The organism is Actinoallomurus rhizosphaericola, from assembly GCF_024055675.1.
In the GTDB taxonomy this organism is placed as follows: Bacteria; Actinomycetota; Actinomycetes; order Streptosporangiales; family Streptosporangiaceae; genus Actinoallomurus; species Actinoallomurus soli.
This window is the reverse complement of sequence record NZ_JAMXMW010000003.1, coordinates 694,877-711,331: the sequence shown is the minus strand read 5'-3', so window position 1 is coordinate 711,331 and position 16,455 is coordinate 694,877. Positions and strand designations below refer to the sequence as shown.

Here is a 16,455-nt window from a genome sequence, read left to right as displayed (position 1 = left end):
GGAAGGGCGGCCGGCACGGCCGACGTGCCCTCCCGGCCGGGGAGCGCGCCGGTCCACCGCCACGGGGGCGCCGGCCTGTGACGCGTCGATGGGCGGCCATCGCCCGGCTCGTACCCCACGCCGGGTTCGGGCCCGCGGCGGCGGCCATCGCGCACAGCCTCGTCACCGGCCTGCTGCCGATCGCGTTCATCTTCTGCACGAGCTCCATGCTGGCCGCGCTCCCGGACTCGGCGCACCCGCACGCGTGGGTCGCCCCGGCGGGCCTGGCCATGGCCGCCCTGCTGGCGCAGCAGGTGCTCGCCCCGTTCCAGGCCGCGCTCGCCGAACTGGTGACACGCCGGGTCGACGAACGCTGCCTGAACCGCGTCGTCACCTCGGCCGTCGCGGATACCCCCATGGCCGCCCTGCAACGGCCGGAGGTCATGGACCGGCTCGGCGACGTCAACGCCGCGTTCGAGGGCGCGGCACCGACGCCGGGCGCCGCGGTGGCCGGGGCCATCGCGCTGGTCACCCGCTACGTGCAACTCCTCGGCGCGGTCCTCCTCGTCGGCGTCGAGCTGAGCCCGGTGGCCGGTCTCGTCGCCGCCGCGACCGCGCTGATCGTCCGCGTCGCCCAGCGCGGATCCCTCGCCCGGTTCGCGACCGCCTGGACCGGCATGGCGGCAGCGCGCCGGAAGATCAACTACCTGCTCGACGTGGGTCTCGGCGCCGCGGACGCCAAAGAGCTGCGCGTCCTGGGACTGCTGCCGTGGCTGCGCGCGCGCCATCGCGCCGACTCACGGGCCTACCTCGCTCCGATGTGGGCCCGGCGCCGCCGCATCTACTTCCGACCCTTCGTGGGGTACTCCCTGATCGCGCTGACCGGCGGCGGACTGACCATGGTGCTGCTGGAGCGCGCGGCCGTGGCGGGCCGGGTGGACCTGCGGGCCCTGTCCATCGCCGTTCAGTGCCTGCTCGTGGCCATGCGCTTCGGGGTCTTCTTCCCCGAGAGCGACATCAAGACCCAGCACGGTTTCGAGACCCAGCGGGCGATCCTCGAATTCGAACGGTACGCGGTTCCCCCCGCGTCCCTCCCCGAGGTCACGGGCGGAGAGGTCGCCGCGCCGCGCCGCTCGATCACCTTCGAGCGCGTCGTCTTCGCCTACGACGAGGCGCCCGTTCCCGTCCTCGACGGCTGCGACCTCGAGATCACGGCGGGCCGCTCCACCGCGATCGTCGGGTTCAACGGCGCGGGCAAGACCACGCTGATCAAGCTGCTCGCCCGGCTCCATGATCCGCAGCGCGGCCGGGTCACGGTCGACGGGCGCGACCTGCGCGACCTCGACGTCCGCGCGTGGCGGCGCCGGCTCGCCGTCATCTTCCAGGACTTCCTGAGGTACGACCTCACCGCCGCCGACAACATCCGCATGGGCGCGCCCGACCTGCCCCGCGACGACGCGGCCCTGCTCGGCGCGGCCGAACGGGCGGGCGCGCTCGAGCTGATCGAGAGGCTGCCCGCGGGCCTGGACACGCCGTTGTCGTCCCGGTACCGCGGCGGACAGGACCTGTCCGGCGGCCAGTGGCAGCGCATCGCCCTGGCCAGGGCGCTGTACGCGGTCCACGCCGGCGCGTCGGTCCTCGTGATGGACGAGCCGACGGCCCACTTCGACGTCCGCGCCGAGACCCGCTTCTTCGACCGGTTCCTCGAACTGACCGAGGGACTGACCACCGTGCTCGTCGCACATCGTTTCTCCACCGTCCGCCACGCCGACCGGATCGTCGTGCTCGACGGCGGCCGCGTCGTCGAGTCCGGTGACCATGACGGGCTCGTCGGTCTCGGCGGGCGGTACGCGAAGCTGTTCGCGCTGCAGGCCGAGAGGTTCGCGCGATGAGCGACATCCGCCGCGCCGTGCGCCTGCTGCTGACGCTGGCGTGGCGGACCGATCGCGGCCGCCTCCTGCGGGCGGCCCTGCTCATGCTCGTCGGCTACGTGGCGACCCCCCTGATCGCGGTCTGCCTGAAGGTCCTCACCGACCGGGCCGTCGCCCACGACCCGCGGGCGGTCTGGGCCGCGCTCGCGGCCGCGGTCCTGCTCGTCTTCGAGCTGATGATGGCCCACTTCGCCCACCTGTCGTACTTCGAGCTGGGCGAGATGGAGGAGGAGACGCTCAACTCCACCCTGATCGAGCTGGCCGGGCGGCCGGACGGGCTGCGCCGGTTCGACAGCCCGGACTTCGCCGACACACTGCGGCTGGTGCGCGAGGACCTGATGAACATCAGGATGGCCTTGGCGGCCGTGCTGCAACTCGGGGGCGTCCTCCTGCAGACCGCCGTCGCCACGGTGATCCTCGCCCGGGTGAGCCCCCTGCTGATCCTGCTGCTCGCCGCGGCGCTGCCCCCGGTGATCGCCGGCCGGCGCGCCCAGCGGATCATCGACCGGGCTCAGGAGGCCGAGGCGGAGCGGACCCGCCTCGTCAACCACCTCCTGCGGCTCGCCACCTCGGCCGGCTCGGTCAAGGAGCTGCGGCTGTACCGCGCCGAGAGGGAACTGGCCGGGCTGCAGGCGGCCCTCTGGTCGCGGATCACGGCGGCGTCCTGGCGCGCGCACCGGCGCGCCGCCGCCCTCCGGGCCGCCGGCCAGACGGTGTTCGGCGTGGCCTACGGCGGCGCGGTCCTGCTGGTGGCGACGTACGCCGCGCGCGATCATGCGCGGCTGGGCGACGTGGTCCTCATCATCACCCTGGCCGTCCAGGTCAGCGCCCAGGTGTCCGAGGCCCTGAGCCTGCTGTCCACCCTGCAGACGGCGGGGCGGACGGCCGGACGGCTCGACCGCCTGCGCTCAGGCGACGCCGCCGAGCCCGCCGGCGCGGCGCGCGCCGTCCCGGACCGGCTGCGGCGCGGCATCCGTCTCGAAGGCGTCGGCTTCCGGTACTCCGCCGGGCGGCCGCCCGTGCTGCGGGACGTCACGGTCGACCTGCCGGCGGGCGGCACCGTGGTCGTCGTCGGGGAGAACGGCGCGGGCAAGAGCACGCTGGTGAAGCTGCTGTGCGGCCTGTACGAACCCACCGCCGGCTCGATCCTCGTGGACGGGGTGCCCCTGAGCGACGTGGCGCCCGACGCCTGGCGCCGGAACCTCGCCGTGATGTACCAGGACTTCTCCCGGTTCCAGCTGACGCTGCGGGAGAGCGTGGGGGTGGGCGACCTCGCACGCTCCGGGGATGACACCACCGTGCTCGGCGCCCTGGAACGCGCCGGGGCGGGCGGGATCGCGACGAAGCCGCCGGAGGGACTGTCCGGTCTCGTCGGCACCGCGTACGGGGACGGCACGGAACTGTCGGGAGGCCAGTGGCAGTCGGTCGCGCTCGCGCGAAGCCTCATGCGGACGGAGCCGCTGCTGCTGGTGATGGACGAGCCCACCGCCGCCCTGGACGCCGCCGCGGAGAGCGCGATCTTCGAGCGGTACCGGGAGTCGGCGCGGCGGGCGGCCGAGCGCCGGGGCGCGATCACGCTGTTCGTCTCACACCGCTTCTCGACGGTCCACAAGGCCGACCTGATCGTCGTCCTGGACCAGGGGCGTGTGGCCGAGCTCGGCCGGCACGCCGACCTCCTCGCGGCGGGAGGGAAGTACGCCGAGCTGTTCCGCATGCACGCCCGCGTCTATGAGTAGTCGTCGCCGAGAAAGGGGTTGATCTGGATGCGCATGGCCTACGCCTCCGACGTCGGGGACTCCGGCCACAAGTCGGTGAGCCTGGCGATCGCCGAAGAAGGCGCCGCGCGGGGCCACACGTGCGAGGAGTTCGCGCTGTGGCCCGAGGACTCGGTCGTCGCCAGGGACGTGCTGTTCCGGATGTTCCGTGAGTACGCCGGCCGGCGCCTGTCCGGCCTGCCACCCGTGATCGAACACCCGCAGCTCGAACCGGAGATGGCCCTGGACATGCTGCCGGGCCTGTCGCTTCCGGACGTCGACGTTCTGATCGGCGTCCACCCATGGGCGGCCTACTTCTTCGCCGAACTCGCCCGGCGGGACGGCTTCGACGGCCCGATCATCGCGGTGAACACCGACTTCTACGAGTTCCCCGCCCTCGCCCACCCGCGCATCGACATCTACACCGGCGTGTTCCCCAAGCTGATCCTGCCGCCGGCCGACCGGGCCCGGCAGCGGGCGATCGGCATGCCGGTCCGGTCCGGGTTCCGGCGTCCCGGGCCACCCGCGACGGAGCGGAACCTGATCGTCGCCGCGGTCGGCGCCCGTCCCTTCATCCCCCTCGCCGACGTGGTCGCGATGTGCTCGGCCCTGCAACGGCGGCTTCCCGACGTACGCGTCGTGGTGTGCGCCGGCCGGGAGCCCGCCGACTCACCGCCGCGGACCACACCGTCGAACATCGAGATCCTCCACGGCGCGACGGATCTGTCCGACCTGATGACCAAGGCGCGACTCGTGATCACCAGGCCGAGCGGTGCCACGGTCGCGGAGACGATCGCCGCCGGCGCCGTACCCGCGCTGCTGCCCTCCGACGTGCCCTGGGAGGCCGACGCCGGACGTCACCTGGTCTGGGAGGGACTGGCGGTGCCGCTGCCGGCACGAGCGGAGGCGATCGTCGAGGCGATCGAGGGCCTCTGGGCCGACGATCAGCGCGTCGGCGCGATCGCCGGCGCGGGACGGCGGCTGGAACTCGACCGGAGCGCCGAGCGCCTGTGGGAGCTCGCCGAGGCGGGACGCCCCGCGCCCGTGGAGGACCCTCGCGCGCTCCTGGAGCCCGCGGAGGCCGAACTGCTGGAGGGCTATCTCCGGACGCTCGATGAGGCGCAGCGCAGCGATCCCATGCCGCGGACGGCGGCGATCCTGCGCCGGGCGATGCTCGACTGGTACACCGGCTGAGCCCGGCGCAGGTCACCGCGGTCATCACTTTACGTAAATGAGTGGTTACGTTCGAGAGTAATCACTAGTGTACGGAGCGTGCTCGCAACCATAGAGGCCGCGCCCGCGCGGCCCATGTATTTCGCCTGGGTGGGGCGATCCTACTCGAGTAGGATCGACGACATGGCGATGAGGAAACTGTCCATCACCCTGCCCGAGGAACTCGCGGAGATGGTCAAGCGCCAGGCCGAGGAGGAAGGCACCTCGGTCTCCGCCGTCATCGCCGACTTCCTCGCCGCCCTCGCCCGTCAGCGCGCCGGTGAAGAGGCCGTCCAGTGGTTCGAGGAGGAGGAAGGGCCGTTCACGCCGGAGGAGCTCATCGAGGCGGAGCGGATCTGGCAGGCCGCAGAAGCGCATCAGCGCAAGATGAAGAGGGCGGCGAGCTGAAGTGATCGCTGCCACCCGCGCCGTGCTCGATGCCGGAGTTCTCATCAGCGCCGAGGCACGCAGCAAGGCCGCCTGGTCTCTGGAGAAGCGAGGCCGAGGCGGACGTGTCCTCATCGTCAGCACCCCGGTGCTGGCGCAAGTCTGGAGAAGCGGCCCTCGGCAAGCCGTGCTGGCGCGCTTCCTGAAGGGCTGTGTCATCCAGTCGCCGTCCGAGAGGATCGCCAAGCGCGCCGGTGAGTTGCTGGGGCGCACGGGAACGAGCGACGCCGTCGACGCTCTCGTCGTGGCCACGGCGCTCGAACAGGAGGCGGCCATGATCCTGACAAGTGATCCGGTGGACATCGAAACGCTCGTCGCGGCCTCGGAGGCGGCATTCCCGCCTCTGATCCAGAAAGTCTGAGAGGCGGGTGAGCGGTCGGGGGGAGGGGCTCGCGCCGGTAGGGTGAGGGGGATCCCATATTCGTTTTCGGAGGCGTTCCGTCATGGCCGTCGAGTCGCTGTTCGCCCGGCTGGAGCCGCTGCTCCCCAGGGTGCAGAAGCCGATTCAGTACGTCGGCGGGGAGCTGAACTCCTCCGTCAAGGACTGGGACTCCTGTGACGTGCGCTGGGCGCTGATGTACCCGGACGCGTACGAGGTGGGCCAGCCCAACCAGGGTGTGCAGATCCTGTACGAGGTGCTGAACGAGCGCGAGGGCGTGCTGGCCGAGCGCACCTACAGCGTCTGGCCGGACCTCGAGGCGCTGATGCGCGAGCACGGCGTCCCGCAGTTCACGGTGGACGCGCACCGGCCGGTCGGGGCGTTCGACGTGTTCGGGGTCAGCTTCTCCACCGAGCTGGGCTACACCAACATGCTCACCGCCCTGGACCTGGCCGGGATTCCGCTGCGCGCGACGGAGCGGACCGACGAGCACCCGATCGTGCTGGCCGGCGGGCACGCGGCGTTCAACCCCGAGCCGATCGCCGACTTCCTCGACGCGGCCGTCCTGGGCGACGGCGAGGAGATCGTCCTGGCGATCACCGAGGTGATCCGCGAGTGGAAGGGCGAAGGGCGGCCCGGCGGCCGGGACGAGCTGCTGATGCGGCTCGCGAGGTCCGGCGGCGTCTACGTCCCGAAGTTCTACGACGTGAGCTACCTGCCGGACGGCCGGATCCAGCGCGTCGCGCCGAACCGCACCGGCGTGCCGTGGCGGGTGGCCAAGCACACGGTCATGGACCTCGACCAGTGGCCGTACCCGAAGAAGCCCCTCGTGCCGCTGGCCGAGACGGTGCACGAGCGGTACAGCGTCGAGATCTTCCGTGGCTGCACGCGCGGCTGCCGGTTCTGCCAGGCGGGCATGATCACCCGGCCGGTGCGCGAGCGGTCGATCACGACGATCGGCACGATGGTCGAGACCGGGCTGAAGGAGTCCGGCTTCCAGGAGGTCGGCCTGCTGAGCCTGTCCAGCGCCGACCACTCCGAGATCGCCGACATCGCCAAGGGCCTCGGTGACCGGTACGAAGGCACCAACACGTCGCTGTCGCTGCCGTCGACCCGCGTCGACGCCTTCAACATCACCCTCGCCAACGAGTTCTCCCGTAACGGCCGCCGGTCCGGGCTGACGTTCGCCCCCGAGGGCGGGTCGGAGCGGATGCGCAAGGTCATCAACAAGATGGTCAGCGAGGACGACCTGATCCGCACCGTCACCACGGCGTACGAGAACGGCTGGCGGCAGGTCAAGCTCTACTTCATGTGCGGGCTGCCCACCGAGGAGGACGAGGACGTCCTCGCGATCGCCGACATGGCCAAGCGCGTCATCCAGGCGGGCCGGCAGGCCACCGGCCGCCGCGACATCCGCTGCACCGTCTCCATCGGCGGGTTCGTGCCCAAGCCGCACACGCCGTTCCAGTGGGCGGCCCAGTGCGACCACGAGACGGTCGACCGGCGCCTGCGGGCGCTGAAGGACGCGCTGCGGCGCGACAAGGAGTACGGCCGCGCCATCGGCCTGCGCTACCACGACGGCCAGCCGTCGATCATCGAGGGGCTGCTGTCGCGCGGTGACCGCCGCGTCGGAAAGATCATCCAGGCGGTCTGGGAGGACGGCGGCCGGTTCGACGGGTGGAGCGAGCACTTCTCCTTCGAACGCTGGACGGCCTGCGCGGACAAGGCGCTGTCCGACGAGCCGGTGGACCTCGACTGGTACACCGTCCGGGAGCGCGAGGAGGTCGAGGTGCTGCCCTGGGACCACCTGGACGCCGGCCTCGACCGTGAGTGGCTGTGGCAGGACTGGCAGGACGCCCTCGACGAGACCGAGGTCGAGGACTGCCGCTGGACGCCGTGCTACGACTGCGGTGTCTGCCCGACCATGGACACCGAGATCCAGATCGGCCCGACCGGCAAGAAGCTCCTGCCGCTGACCGTCGTCTGAGGGGTCGCCCGCCGGGCGCGAGGATCAGGACCGGGCGGCCGGCGGTCGGCTGGTCTGCTCGATCCGGTGGATGCGGCCGTCGTGCGCCAGCCTGCCGAACATGAAGATCTCCGCCTCGAAGGTCTTCCCCCGGCGCAGCGTCGTCCGCAGGGTGTAGCGGGCGGCGATCCGGTCGCCGGAGACGAGGGCGTCGTGGACGTCGACCTCGAGGGACGGCGTCTCCGCCCCGCCGACGTTCCTGCGTGCCGGGCGCACGTGGTCGATCATCCGTTGCCGGTCCAGCACCGCCTCCTCGGTGACGTACTCGAAGTCCGGCACGAAGTAGCGGTCGAGGATCTCTCCCGGGTCCTGGTCGGACAGGCCCATGGCCGTGATGTAGTCGGTCAGGAAGTCGGTGACGTCGCTGTCGGTGGTGAAGCCCATGACTTCTCCCGCGTAGGAGTACGGCGTACGCTTACGCGCCCACCTTACCCGGACGGGGCGGCGGATCGCCGGGGTCGCGGCCGAAGCCCGGGGTGGCGGCCGCGTGAGCGTAAAAAGATCCGGCGGGCCCGAGGGGGCCCGCCGGATCGCGCGGGGTCGGCGTCCGCCGGTGTCGGCGGGACGCGCTCACTGGTCACCGTCATCCCACCGACGGCTCCAGGCAGGGGTCGACGCGGTCGGCGGTGCGCCGGAGCAGCGCCGCGAGGGCGGTGCGGACGACCGGCGTGCGGGGCTCCTCGGGGACGTAGGGGACCTTGGGGGCGTTGGGCAGGGCCGACTGCGCGTGCGTGCGCATCTTCTCCTGCGCCGAGATGAACGTGACGACCTGCAGCGGAGTCATCGCTTCCCTTCCTGTGTCATCTTTATCGATTCAGTTACCTCCTTAAGAGTACGTCGTGCCCCCTTCTTAATCAATTCAGAACTAAGGTGGCATCTCGTGCAACGCGTCACACTGCAGACGATCGCCGATCGGGTCGGCGTCTCACGTACGACGGTGTCCAACGCCTTCTCGCGGCCCGATCAGCTGAACGAGGAGCTGCGCCGGCGAATCCTCGAGGTGGCGGGGGAACTCGGCTACCCCGGCCCGCACCCGGCGGCCCGTACGCTCCGCCGGGGCCGGGCCGGCGTGATCGGAGTGATCTTCACCGAGGAGCTGTCGTACGCCTTCGCCGACTCCTACGCCGTCGGCTTCCTGCGCGGGCTGGCCAGCGTGGCCGAGCAGTCCGGGACGGGGCTCCACCTCATCGGCTGGCCGTCCCCGGACGTGGCCGAGGAGGTGATCGCGGACGCGGTGGTGGACGGCTTCTGCCTGTTCTCCCCGGAGGGCCATCCGCTCGTCCAGACGGTGCTGCGCCGCCGGCTGCCCGTCGTCACCGTGGACTATCCGTACGTCGAGGGCGTGCCGTTCGTGGGGATCGAGGACCGGGTCGCCGCGCGCACGGCGGCCGAGCACGTCCTCGGCCTGGGGCACCGGCGCGTCGCCGTGCTGGGCGTGCAGCCCGCCCCGGGGCGGACCGACCGCGACTGGCTGGACCTGGACCGGCCCGGAGACCTGCGGTTCGGGGCGGGACGCGCCCGGCTGGCCGGCTACCGGGACGCCTGCGTGGCCGGCGGCCTGGAGTGGAAGGACGTCGTCCTCGACCGTACGCCGAACGACCGGGAGCTCGCGTGGCAGGCCGCCGAACGGGTCCTCGACCGGATCCCGCGGCCGACCGCGATCCTGGCGCCGACGGACGAGGTGGCGTTCGCGGTCCTGGACGTCGCGGCGCACCGGGGGATCGAGGTCCCAGGGGAGCTGTCGGTCGTCGGCTTCGACGACGTGCCCGCGGCCGCTCCGGCCGGGCTCACCACTGTTCGCCAGCCGATCACCGAGAAGGGCACCACGGCGGGGCGCCTGCTCCTCGACCCCGCGCACGAGCCCGCGCCCTGCGTGGTCATGGGGACCGAACTCGTCGTCCGCCGTACGACCGCGCCGCCCCCCGGCGCCATCGCGTGACGCAGGATAAGAAACGCGAACGGACGAGCGCGCGTCGTACAGGCGTGAACGAAGCGCCCGGCTGCCTCACCGTCCCCGCGATGATCATCGTCGTCCCGATCCGCCTGCTGTGGGAGCTGGTCGCCCTGATCGGGCGGCTCGTCGGCCGGTACGTCCTGCGGCCGATCGGATGGTTGCTGTACCAGTGCCTCATCCGGCCCGTCGCGTGGCTGGCGCGCGTGCTGGTGATCATCCCGCTGCGCTGGGTGGCCGAGGAGATCCTGGCGCCGCTGATCCGGGCGGTGCACCGCCATCTCCTGCGGCCGATCGGGCGGGCGCTGGCCTGGTGCCTGACGATCGTCCTCCTGCCCTTCGCGTACGCCGCGCACTGGATCGGCCGCGGCCTGGCCGCCCTGTGGCGTGCCGCGTGGCCGCTGCTGGCCGCTTTGGGCCGCGGCATCGCCTTCCTCTGGCGGCTCGCCGGGATCGTGCTGTTCCATCTCCTCGTACGGCCCGCGCGGTGGTTCTGGCGCACCTTCCTGCGGCCGATCCTGCGCGCGCTGGCCTGGGCGTGGCGTGTCACCGTGCTGACACCTGCCAGATGGGTGCGCGTCAACGTCCTGAAACCCGCCGGAGCGGCCGTTCGTTCGGTCTTCCGGGCGCTGGGGCTGGATACGCGGCGCCCGTGACCCCGTACTCTTAGAGGACAGAGACTTTTGGATTGGCACGAGTAGGAAGGACCGAAACCCTGGCACCCATGCCGGAGGGCCCGGCGCCGGCCCCCGTGACCCAGCGACTGCGCGTGCGGTACGCCAAGCGCGGCAGGATGCGGTTCACCAGCCACCGAGACATCTCCCGGGCCGTGGAACGCGCCGTACGGCGTGCCGGGATCCCGGTGGCATTCAGCGCCGGATTCTCTCCGCACCCGAAGATCTCTTACACGGGTGCGGCGGCAACCGGGGTCGCCAGTGAGGCGGAGTACCTCGAGATCGGGCTCACCGCCCACCGTGATCCGGAGCAGGTCAGGGCCGCCCTCGACGCAGTACTGCCCGACGGGCTCGACATCGTCGAGGTCGTCGAGGCGGGGGCCGGGGCTCTGGCGGACCGCCTGGAGGCATCGCGGTGGCTCGTGCGCCTCGACGGCGTCGTCCCCGACGTCGCCGACGCGGCCGTCCGTGCGTTCATGGCGGCCGAGGAGATCGAGGTCGAGCGCCTCACGAAGAAGGGACGCCGGCGTTTCGACGCTCGCGCCGCGGTAGTCGCGTGCGAGGTCGACCGGCGTGCCACCCAGGACGCGGATGTCGACTGTGCCATACTTCGAATGGTTGTTCGGCACACGACGCCCGCTGTTCGACCGGACGACGTCCTCACCGGTCTTCGTCAGGTGGCCGACCTCGCGCCGCCGTCACCGCCCATGGTGACGCGGCTGGCGCAGGGGCCGCTCGACGAGTCAACCGGTGAGCTCACCGACCCGCTGGCCTCCGACCGGCAGACCGCACCGGCAGGCGATGACGCCGCCGCGAGCGCGGACGCCGTACGAGCAGCGGCGCCGGACGCCGTCGGCGCCCAGTCGTAAACGGATCCGTGCGTCGCATGGATTCTCGGGGACGACCGGGCGCGCCCCTGATGACTTTGTCGGCACGACCCGCCAGGGCCATGCCGGCGACAACGACAAACGAAGCGTTCCTGTGCGGCGCACCCTTCGCGGGTCGCGCCCGGGAGCCTGACGGGAGACAGCCCGCATGCTTGACAAGGAGTTCGGTGACGCCACCGGCGGCACCGCGGACAACGGCCCTGAAGCCGGCGAACAGCCCAAGAAGACCACCCGCCCGCGGCGCGCGAGCCGCCCGGCGGGCCCTCCGCCCGAGCCTGAGGAGGACACCACTCCGCGGCCGGTGACCCGGCCCGCGGCTGCGGCGTCCGCGGAGGCGGTCACGTCCGCCGCCCCGCCGGCGGCGGAGAGCGACGCGGCGACCGGCGGCGCCCCGGGCGACGCCGCGACGAGCGCGCCGGGCGGGGACGCCCCGAGCGCCAAGGGCGAAGACGCCCCGAGCGCCGCGAGCGCGTCCAAGCCCGCGCGTACCCGCCGGACCCGCAAGGCCGCCTCCGCTGCGCCGGAGCCCGCGCCCGAGCCCGCCGCGCAGACCGAGCAGACCACGCCGTCGGCGCCGGAGCCGTCGGCCCCGGCCGGGGCGGCGACCAGGCCCGCCGGGCCGCCGCCCGCCGTTCCCGAGGCCGCGTTCCAGCCGCCGATGGTCATCTTCCAGCCGCCGCAGCTGCCCGACGAGGAGCAGGCGGCGCCGCGCTCGCGGTCCCGCGCCGAGGCGCAGCCGAAGGCCGAAAAGGCCGAGAAGGCCAAGACCGAGACGAAGGTCGAGACCCCGCCGGCCCCCGAGGAGCCGGAGGACGAGCAGGACGAGGACGAGGACGGCACGGACCGTTCCGGCCGCCGTCGCCGCCGCCGGGGCGGCCGGGGCCGGGGCAAGGCGCGTGACGGCCAGGAGGCCGAGGAGACCGGCCGGGGCGAGGACGAGCCTGAGGCCGAGGCCGGGTCGAAGCAGGCCGAGGAGGAGCCCGAGCAGGACGCCGCCGACGACGAGCAGGGCGAGGGCGGCGGTACCCGCCGCCGGCGCCGTCGTCGCCGCCGCAGCGTCGGGGCCGACACCGAGGACATCTCGCCCGACGACCCGCCGAACACCGTCGTCCACGTCCGCGAGCCGCGCGTCGTCGAGGACGAGGTGCAGGCCGTCAAGGGCTCGACCCGGCTGGAGGCCAAGAAGCAGCGCCGCCGGGAGGGCCGGGAGCAGGGCCGCCGCCGCCCGCCGATCGTGACCGAGTCGGAGTTCCTCGCCCGGCGCGAGTCGGTCGAGCGCATCATGGTGATCCGCTCGGAGGGCGATCGCACGCAGATCGGCGTGCTCGAGGACAAGGTCCTGGTCGAGCACTACGTCGACCGGTCGAGCCACCAGTCCTACATCGGCAACGTCTACCTCGGGAAGGTGCAGAACGTCCTGCCCTCGATGGAGGCGGCGTTCGTCGACATCGGCAAGGGGCGCAACGCCGTCCTGTACGCCGGTGAGGTCAACTGGGACCTCGCGGGCCTGGAGGGCCAGCCGCGCCGCATCGAGTCGGCGCTGAAGTCCGGCCAGTCGGTGCTGGTGCAGGTCACCAAGGACCCCGTCGGGCACAAGGGCGCCCGGCTGACGAGTCAGATCTCGCTGCCCGGCCGCTACCTGGTGTACGTCCCGGACGGCTCGATGACCGGCATCAGCCGCAAGCTGCCCGACAAGGAGCGCTCGCGGCTCAAGCAGATCCTCAAGAAGGTCATGCCCGAGAACGCCGGCGTCATCGTGCGCACCGCGGCGGAGGGCGCGACCGAGGACGAGCTGTCCCGCGACGTCTCCCGCCTGGCCGCCCAGTGGGAGAACATCAAGCGTCAGTCGAAGACCGCGTCCGCGCCGGCCATGCTGTACGGCGAGCCGGACCTGACCATCCGCGTGGTCCGCGACATCTTCAACGAGGACTTCACCAAGCTCGTCGTGCAGGGCGAGGACGCGTGGGACATGGTCGAGGAGTACGTCGGCTACGTCGCCCCGCACCTGGCCGACCGGCTGCACAAGTGGACCGACGACGAGGACGTCTTCACCTCGTACCGGATCGACGAGCAGATGGCCAAGGCGCTCGACCGCAAGGTCTGGCTGCCCAGCGGCGGCTCGCTGGTGATCGACCGTACCGAGGCGATGACGGTCGTCGACGTCAACACCGGCAAGTTCACCGGGCAGGGCGGCAACCTCGAGGAGACGGTCACCCGCAACAACCTCGAGGCCGCCGAGGAGATCGTGCACCAGCTGCGGCTGCGTGACATCGGCGGCATCATCGTCATCGACTTCATCGACATGGTCCTCGAGAGCAACCGCGAGCTGGTGCTGCGCCGGATGCTCGAGTGCCTGTCGCGGGACCGTACCAAGCACCAGGTCGCCGAGGTGACCTCGCTCGGGCTCGTCCAGATGACCCGCAAGCGGGTCGGCGGCGGGCTGCTGGAGTCGTTCTCCGAGCCGTGCGACTGCTGCAACGGCCGGGGCATCCACGTCACCCTCTCGCCGGTCGAGCCGAAGGCGGACAAGTCCGCCGCGCCCAGCCGCCGCAAGAAGCGCAAGGGCGAGGTCGAGAAGGCGGTCGAGGACAAGCTCGCGCGCGCCGAGCGCCGCGCGGCCCGCGCGGACGCCAGGGCCGCGGAGGCGGAGAAGGCGGCCGCCGAGTCCGAGGCCGCGACGGCCGGTGCCGGTGAGCCGGCGGAGGCCGTGTCCGGCCCGGTGGAGGGCGACCAGGGGGCCGCCGAGGCTCGTCCCGCCGAGGCCGCCGAGACGGCCCCTGCGGCGGCCGAGGAGGCCGGGCACGAGGCGCTCGAGGCCGAGCCCTCGACCAACGGCCGCCGCCGGCGCACGCGCCGGTCCCCGCGGGCGAGGTCCGAGGCCGCCGCGGAGTGAGCCTGCGACGCCCGGTCGTCCGCTCCGGACGGCCGGGCGCCCGCCGGTTCGACCTTCGGCAGGGGAATCCGGTACTCTAGGTATCCGGCGCTTTCCCGCGCCGTTGTTAGCGCGCCTGAGGCCCTCGGTGTTCGGAGGGTGCGGGCAGCAGCTTCCAAACTGAGCTTGTTCGGTTAGTCGTGCCCGAGGCACGCAAAGGAAAGGTTCCGCGGTGTACGCGATCGTCCGTTGCGGCGGCAGGCAGGAGAAGGTGGCCGTCGACGATGTGCTCACCGTCGACAAGGTGGCCGGTGAGGTCGGCTCGACGGTGACGCTCCCGGCCGTGCTCGTCGTTGACGGCGACAACGTCGTCAGCGCGCCCGGCGAGGTGGCCAAGTACGAGGTCACCGCCGAGATCCTTGGTGCGACCAAGGGCCCGAAGATCAACATCATGCACTACCGGAACAAGACCGGGTACAAGCGGCGCATGGGTCACCGCCAGCCGTACACCCAGGTCAAGGTCACCGGTATCAAGGCCGGAAAGTAGGTCGCAGACATGGCACACAAGAAGGGCGCGTCCTCCAGCCGTAACGGCCGCGACTCGAACGCCCAGCGTCTGGGCGTCAAGCGGTTCGGCGGTCAGGTCGTCAACGCCGGCGAGATCATCGTCCGGCAGCGCGGCACGCACTTCCACCCGGGTCCGGGCGTGGGCCGTGGCGGCGACGACACGCTGTTCGCGCTGATCCCGGGTGCGGTGGAGTTCGGCCGCTACCGCGGCCGTCGCGCCGTGAGCATCGTCCCGCCGGCGGAGTAGGTCCGCCGACGCGACAGGTTTCTTCAGGACGAGGGCGGGCCGTTGATCGGCCCGCCCTCGTCGTCTTTACGAAGGGGGAGGACATGCCGGACGAGACGCCGCAGCCGGCGCCGGCGCGGCGCGGTCACAGTGGGCCGCCGGGAGCGCAGTTCATCGACCGGGTCGTCCTGCACGTCCAGGCCGGCAACGGAGGGCACGGCTGCGCCTCCGTGCACCGGGAGAAGTTCAAGCCGCTCGGCGGACCCGACGGCGGCAACGGCGGGCGGGGCGGGGACGTCATCCTGGAGGTCGACGCCAACACCGCCAGCCTGCTCGACTACCACCACCGGCCCAGCCGCAAGGCGACCGGCGGCAAGCAGGGCCAGGGGTCGAACAAGAACGGCGCGAACGGCACGGACCTCGTGCTGCCCGTGCCGAACGGCACGGTCGTCAAGACCCGCGACGGCGAGGTGCTGGCCGACCTCATCGGAGCCGGCACCCGGTTCGTCATCGCCCAGGGCGGCCACGGCGGCCTGGGCAACGCCGCCCTGGCCAGCGCCCGGCGCAAGGCGCCCGGGTTCGCCCTGCTCGGCGAGCCGGGCGAGGAGGCCGACGTCGTACTGGAGCTGAAGACCGTCGCGGACGTCGCGCTGGTCGGGTTCCCGAGCGCGGGCAAGTCGTCGCTGATCGCGGCGCTGTCCGCGGCCAAACCGAAGATCGCCGACTACCCGTTCACCACGCTCACCCCGAACCTCGGTGTGGTCAGCGCCGGTGAGGTGGTCTACACGGTCGCGGACGTGCCGGGACTGATCGAGGGCGCCAGCCAGGGCAAGGGCCTCGGCCTGCAGTTCCTGCGCCACATCGAGCGGGCCTCCACACTCGTCCACGTCCTCGACTGCGCCACCCTCGAACCGGGCCGCGACCCGCTGTCGGACTTCGAGGTGATCGAGGCGGAGCTGACCGCGTACGACAGCCTCGGCGACGAGCCGCTGTCGGGCCGCCCGCGCCTCGTCGTGCTCAACAAGGTCGACGTGCCCGACGCGCGCGACCTGGCCGAGCTGGTCCGCCCGGAGTTCGAGAAGCGCGGGCTGAAGGTGTTCGAGGTGTCCGCCGCGACCCACGAGGGCCTGCGCGAGCTCAGCTTCGCGATGGCCGAGATGGTGGCCGCCCACCGCGCCGCGCTGCCGGTGGAGGAGCCGACCCGGCTGGTCATCCGGCCCGCGCCCGTCGGCGGCGCCGACTTCGAGGTGCGCGCCCTGCCCGACGGGTCCTACCTCGTGACCGGCGAGAAGCCGGTGCGCTGGCTGCGGCAGACCGACTTCAGCAACGACGAGGCCGTCGGCTACCTCGCCGACCGGCTCGCCCGGCTCGGCGTCGAGGAGCGCCTGGCCGAGGCCGGCGCCGAGCCCGGCGCCACGGTCTACATCGGCTCCGAGGAGGAGTCGATCGTGTTCGACTGGGAGCCCGAGGTGCTGGCCGGTTCCGAGCAGCCTCTCGGCCGCCGCGGCACCGACCTGCGCCTGGAGGGCCGCTGATGAGGACGGAGCGGG

The 16,455-nt window shown here is 72.2% G+C and carries 15 protein-coding genes; 13 read left to right on the top strand and 2 right to left on the bottom strand.

Annotation, left to right across the window (positions count from 1 at the left end; genetic code table 11):
• Positions 1 to 77 precede the first annotated feature (77 nt).
• The 6 genes from NE234_RS45270 to NE234_RS10930 all read left to right on the top strand — a co-directional run bounded on the left by NE234_RS45270 (position 78) and on the right by NE234_RS10930 (position 7,689).
• Positions 78 to 1,871 (top strand): ABC transporter ATP-binding protein, encoded by a 1,794-nt coding sequence (locus tag NE234_RS45270; RefSeq protein WP_252778791.1) that lies wholly within the window; start codon positions 78 to 80, stop codon positions 1,869 to 1,871.
• Positions 1,868 to 3,646 (top strand): ATP-binding cassette domain-containing protein, encoded by a 1,779-nt coding sequence (locus NE234_RS10950; RefSeq protein WP_252778790.1) that lies wholly within the window; start codon positions 1,868 to 1,870, stop codon positions 3,644 to 3,646. The genes NE234_RS45270 and NE234_RS10950 overlap by 4 nt, the downstream gene beginning before the upstream one ends.
• Before the next feature lie 27 nt (positions 3,647 to 3,673).
• On the top strand, positions 3,674 to 4,858 hold the full coding sequence (locus NE234_RS10945) for a hypothetical protein (RefSeq protein WP_252778789.1): 1,185 nt from the start codon (positions 3,674 to 3,676) through the stop codon (positions 4,856 to 4,858).
• A gap of 162 nt (positions 4,859 to 5,020) precedes the next feature.
• A complete protein-coding gene (locus NE234_RS10940) occupies positions 5,021 to 5,284 on the top strand; it encodes a DUF6364 family protein (protein WP_252778788.1) in 264 nt (87 codons plus the stop codon).
• 1 nt (position 5,285) lies between these two features.
• On the top strand, positions 5,286 to 5,684 hold the full coding sequence (locus NE234_RS10935; protein WP_252778787.1) for a type II toxin-antitoxin system VapC family toxin: 399 nt from the start codon (positions 5,286 to 5,288) through the stop codon (positions 5,682 to 5,684).
• 82 nt (positions 5,685 to 5,766) lie between these two features.
• Entirely contained in the window at positions 5,767 to 7,689 is a 1,923-nt protein-coding gene (locus NE234_RS10930) for a TIGR03960 family B12-binding radical SAM protein (protein ID WP_252778786.1), read from the top strand.
• Positions 7,690 to 7,713: 24 nt separating this feature from the next.
• Here NE234_RS10930 and NE234_RS10925 read toward each other — a convergent pair whose 3' ends face one another.
• Together NE234_RS10925 and NE234_RS10920 are read right to left on the bottom strand one after the other, a co-directional pair.
• The gene (locus NE234_RS10925) at positions 7,714 to 8,112 is read right to left on the bottom strand and encodes a nuclear transport factor 2 family protein (RefSeq protein WP_252778785.1); all 399 of its coding nucleotides are present in this window, start codon (positions 8,110 to 8,112) and stop codon (positions 7,714 to 7,716) included.
• 199 nt (positions 8,113 to 8,311) lie between these two features.
• Complete coding sequence (locus NE234_RS10920; RefSeq protein WP_252778784.1) at positions 8,312 to 8,512, bottom strand: hypothetical protein; 201 nt, start codon at positions 8,510 to 8,512, stop codon at positions 8,312 to 8,314.
• A 96-nt stretch (positions 8,513 to 8,608) separates the two neighbouring features.
• Here NE234_RS10920 and NE234_RS10915 point away from each other — a divergent pair, with 96 nt between their 5' ends.
• The 7 genes from NE234_RS10915 (at position 8,609) to obgE (ending at position 16,440) form a co-directional block, all read left to right on the top strand.
• Entirely contained in the window at positions 8,609 to 9,667 is a 1,059-nt protein-coding gene (locus NE234_RS10915) for a LacI family DNA-binding transcriptional regulator (RefSeq protein WP_252778783.1), read from the top strand.
• Positions 9,668 to 9,711: 44 nt separating this feature from the next.
• Positions 9,712 to 10,335 (top strand): hypothetical protein, encoded by a 624-nt coding sequence (locus NE234_RS10910; RefSeq protein WP_252778782.1) that lies wholly within the window; start codon positions 9,712 to 9,714, stop codon positions 10,333 to 10,335.
• 68 nt (positions 10,336 to 10,403) lie between these two features.
• A complete protein-coding gene (locus tag NE234_RS10905) occupies positions 10,404 to 11,222 on the top strand; it encodes a TIGR03936 family radical SAM-associated protein (RefSeq protein ID WP_252778781.1) in 819 nt (272 codons plus the stop codon).
• Between the two features lie 166 nt (positions 11,223 to 11,388).
• Positions 11,389 to 14,133: an Rne/Rng family ribonuclease gene (locus NE234_RS10900; RefSeq protein ID WP_252778780.1), complete on the top strand. Its 2,745-nt coding sequence runs from the start codon at positions 11,389 to 11,391 to the stop codon at positions 14,131 to 14,133.
• Positions 14,134 to 14,344: 211 nt separating this feature from the next.
• Complete coding sequence (rplU, locus tag NE234_RS10895; protein WP_252778779.1) at positions 14,345 to 14,659, top strand: 50S ribosomal protein L21; 315 nt, start codon at positions 14,345 to 14,347, stop codon at positions 14,657 to 14,659.
• 9 nt (positions 14,660 to 14,668) lie between these two features.
• Positions 14,669 to 14,926, top strand: a complete 258-nt coding sequence (rpmA, locus tag NE234_RS10890) for a 50S ribosomal protein L27 (protein WP_252778778.1) — start codon at positions 14,669 to 14,671, stop codon at positions 14,924 to 14,926.
• Positions 14,927 to 15,009: 83 nt separating this feature from the next.
• Complete coding sequence (gene obgE, locus NE234_RS10885) at positions 15,010 to 16,440, top strand: GTPase ObgE (protein WP_252778777.1); 1,431 nt, start codon at positions 15,010 to 15,012, stop codon at positions 16,438 to 16,440.
• Positions 16,441 to 16,455: the final 15 nt, after the last annotated feature.

Excerpts from the sequence above, each read along its gene's own strand:
- NE234_RS10950 (WP_252778790.1), top strand. The coding sequence starts at position 1,868 with ATGAGCGACATCCGCCGCGCCGTGCGCCTGCTGCTGACGCTGGCGTGG.
- NE234_RS10945 (WP_252778789.1), top strand. The coding sequence starts at position 3,674 with ATGCGCATGGCCTACGCCTCCGACGTCGGGGACTCCGGCCACAAGTCG.
- NE234_RS10940 (WP_252778788.1), top strand. The coding sequence starts at position 5,021 with ATGGCGATGAGGAAACTGTCCATCACCCTGCCCGAGGAACTCGCGGAG.
- NE234_RS10930 (WP_252778786.1), top strand. The coding sequence starts at position 5,767 with ATGGCCGTCGAGTCGCTGTTCGCCCGGCTGGAGCCGCTGCTCCCCAGG.
- NE234_RS10925 (WP_252778785.1), bottom strand. The coding sequence starts at position 8,112 with ATGGGCTTCACCACCGACAGCGACGTCACCGACTTCCTGACCGACTAC.
- NE234_RS10920 (WP_252778784.1), bottom strand. The coding sequence starts at position 8,512 with ATGACTCCGCTGCAGGTCGTCACGTTCATCTCGGCGCAGGAGAAGATG.
- NE234_RS10905 (WP_252778781.1), top strand. The coding sequence starts at position 10,404 with ATGCCGGAGGGCCCGGCGCCGGCCCCCGTGACCCAGCGACTGCGCGTG.
- NE234_RS10900 (WP_252778780.1), top strand. The coding sequence starts at position 11,389 with ATGCTTGACAAGGAGTTCGGTGACGCCACCGGCGGCACCGCGGACAAC.
- rpmA (WP_252778778.1), top strand. The coding sequence starts at position 14,669 with ATGGCACACAAGAAGGGCGCGTCCTCCAGCCGTAACGGCCGCGACTCG.
- obgE (WP_252778777.1), top strand. The coding sequence starts at position 15,010 with ATGCCGGACGAGACGCCGCAGCCGGCGCCGGCGCGGCGCGGTCACAGT.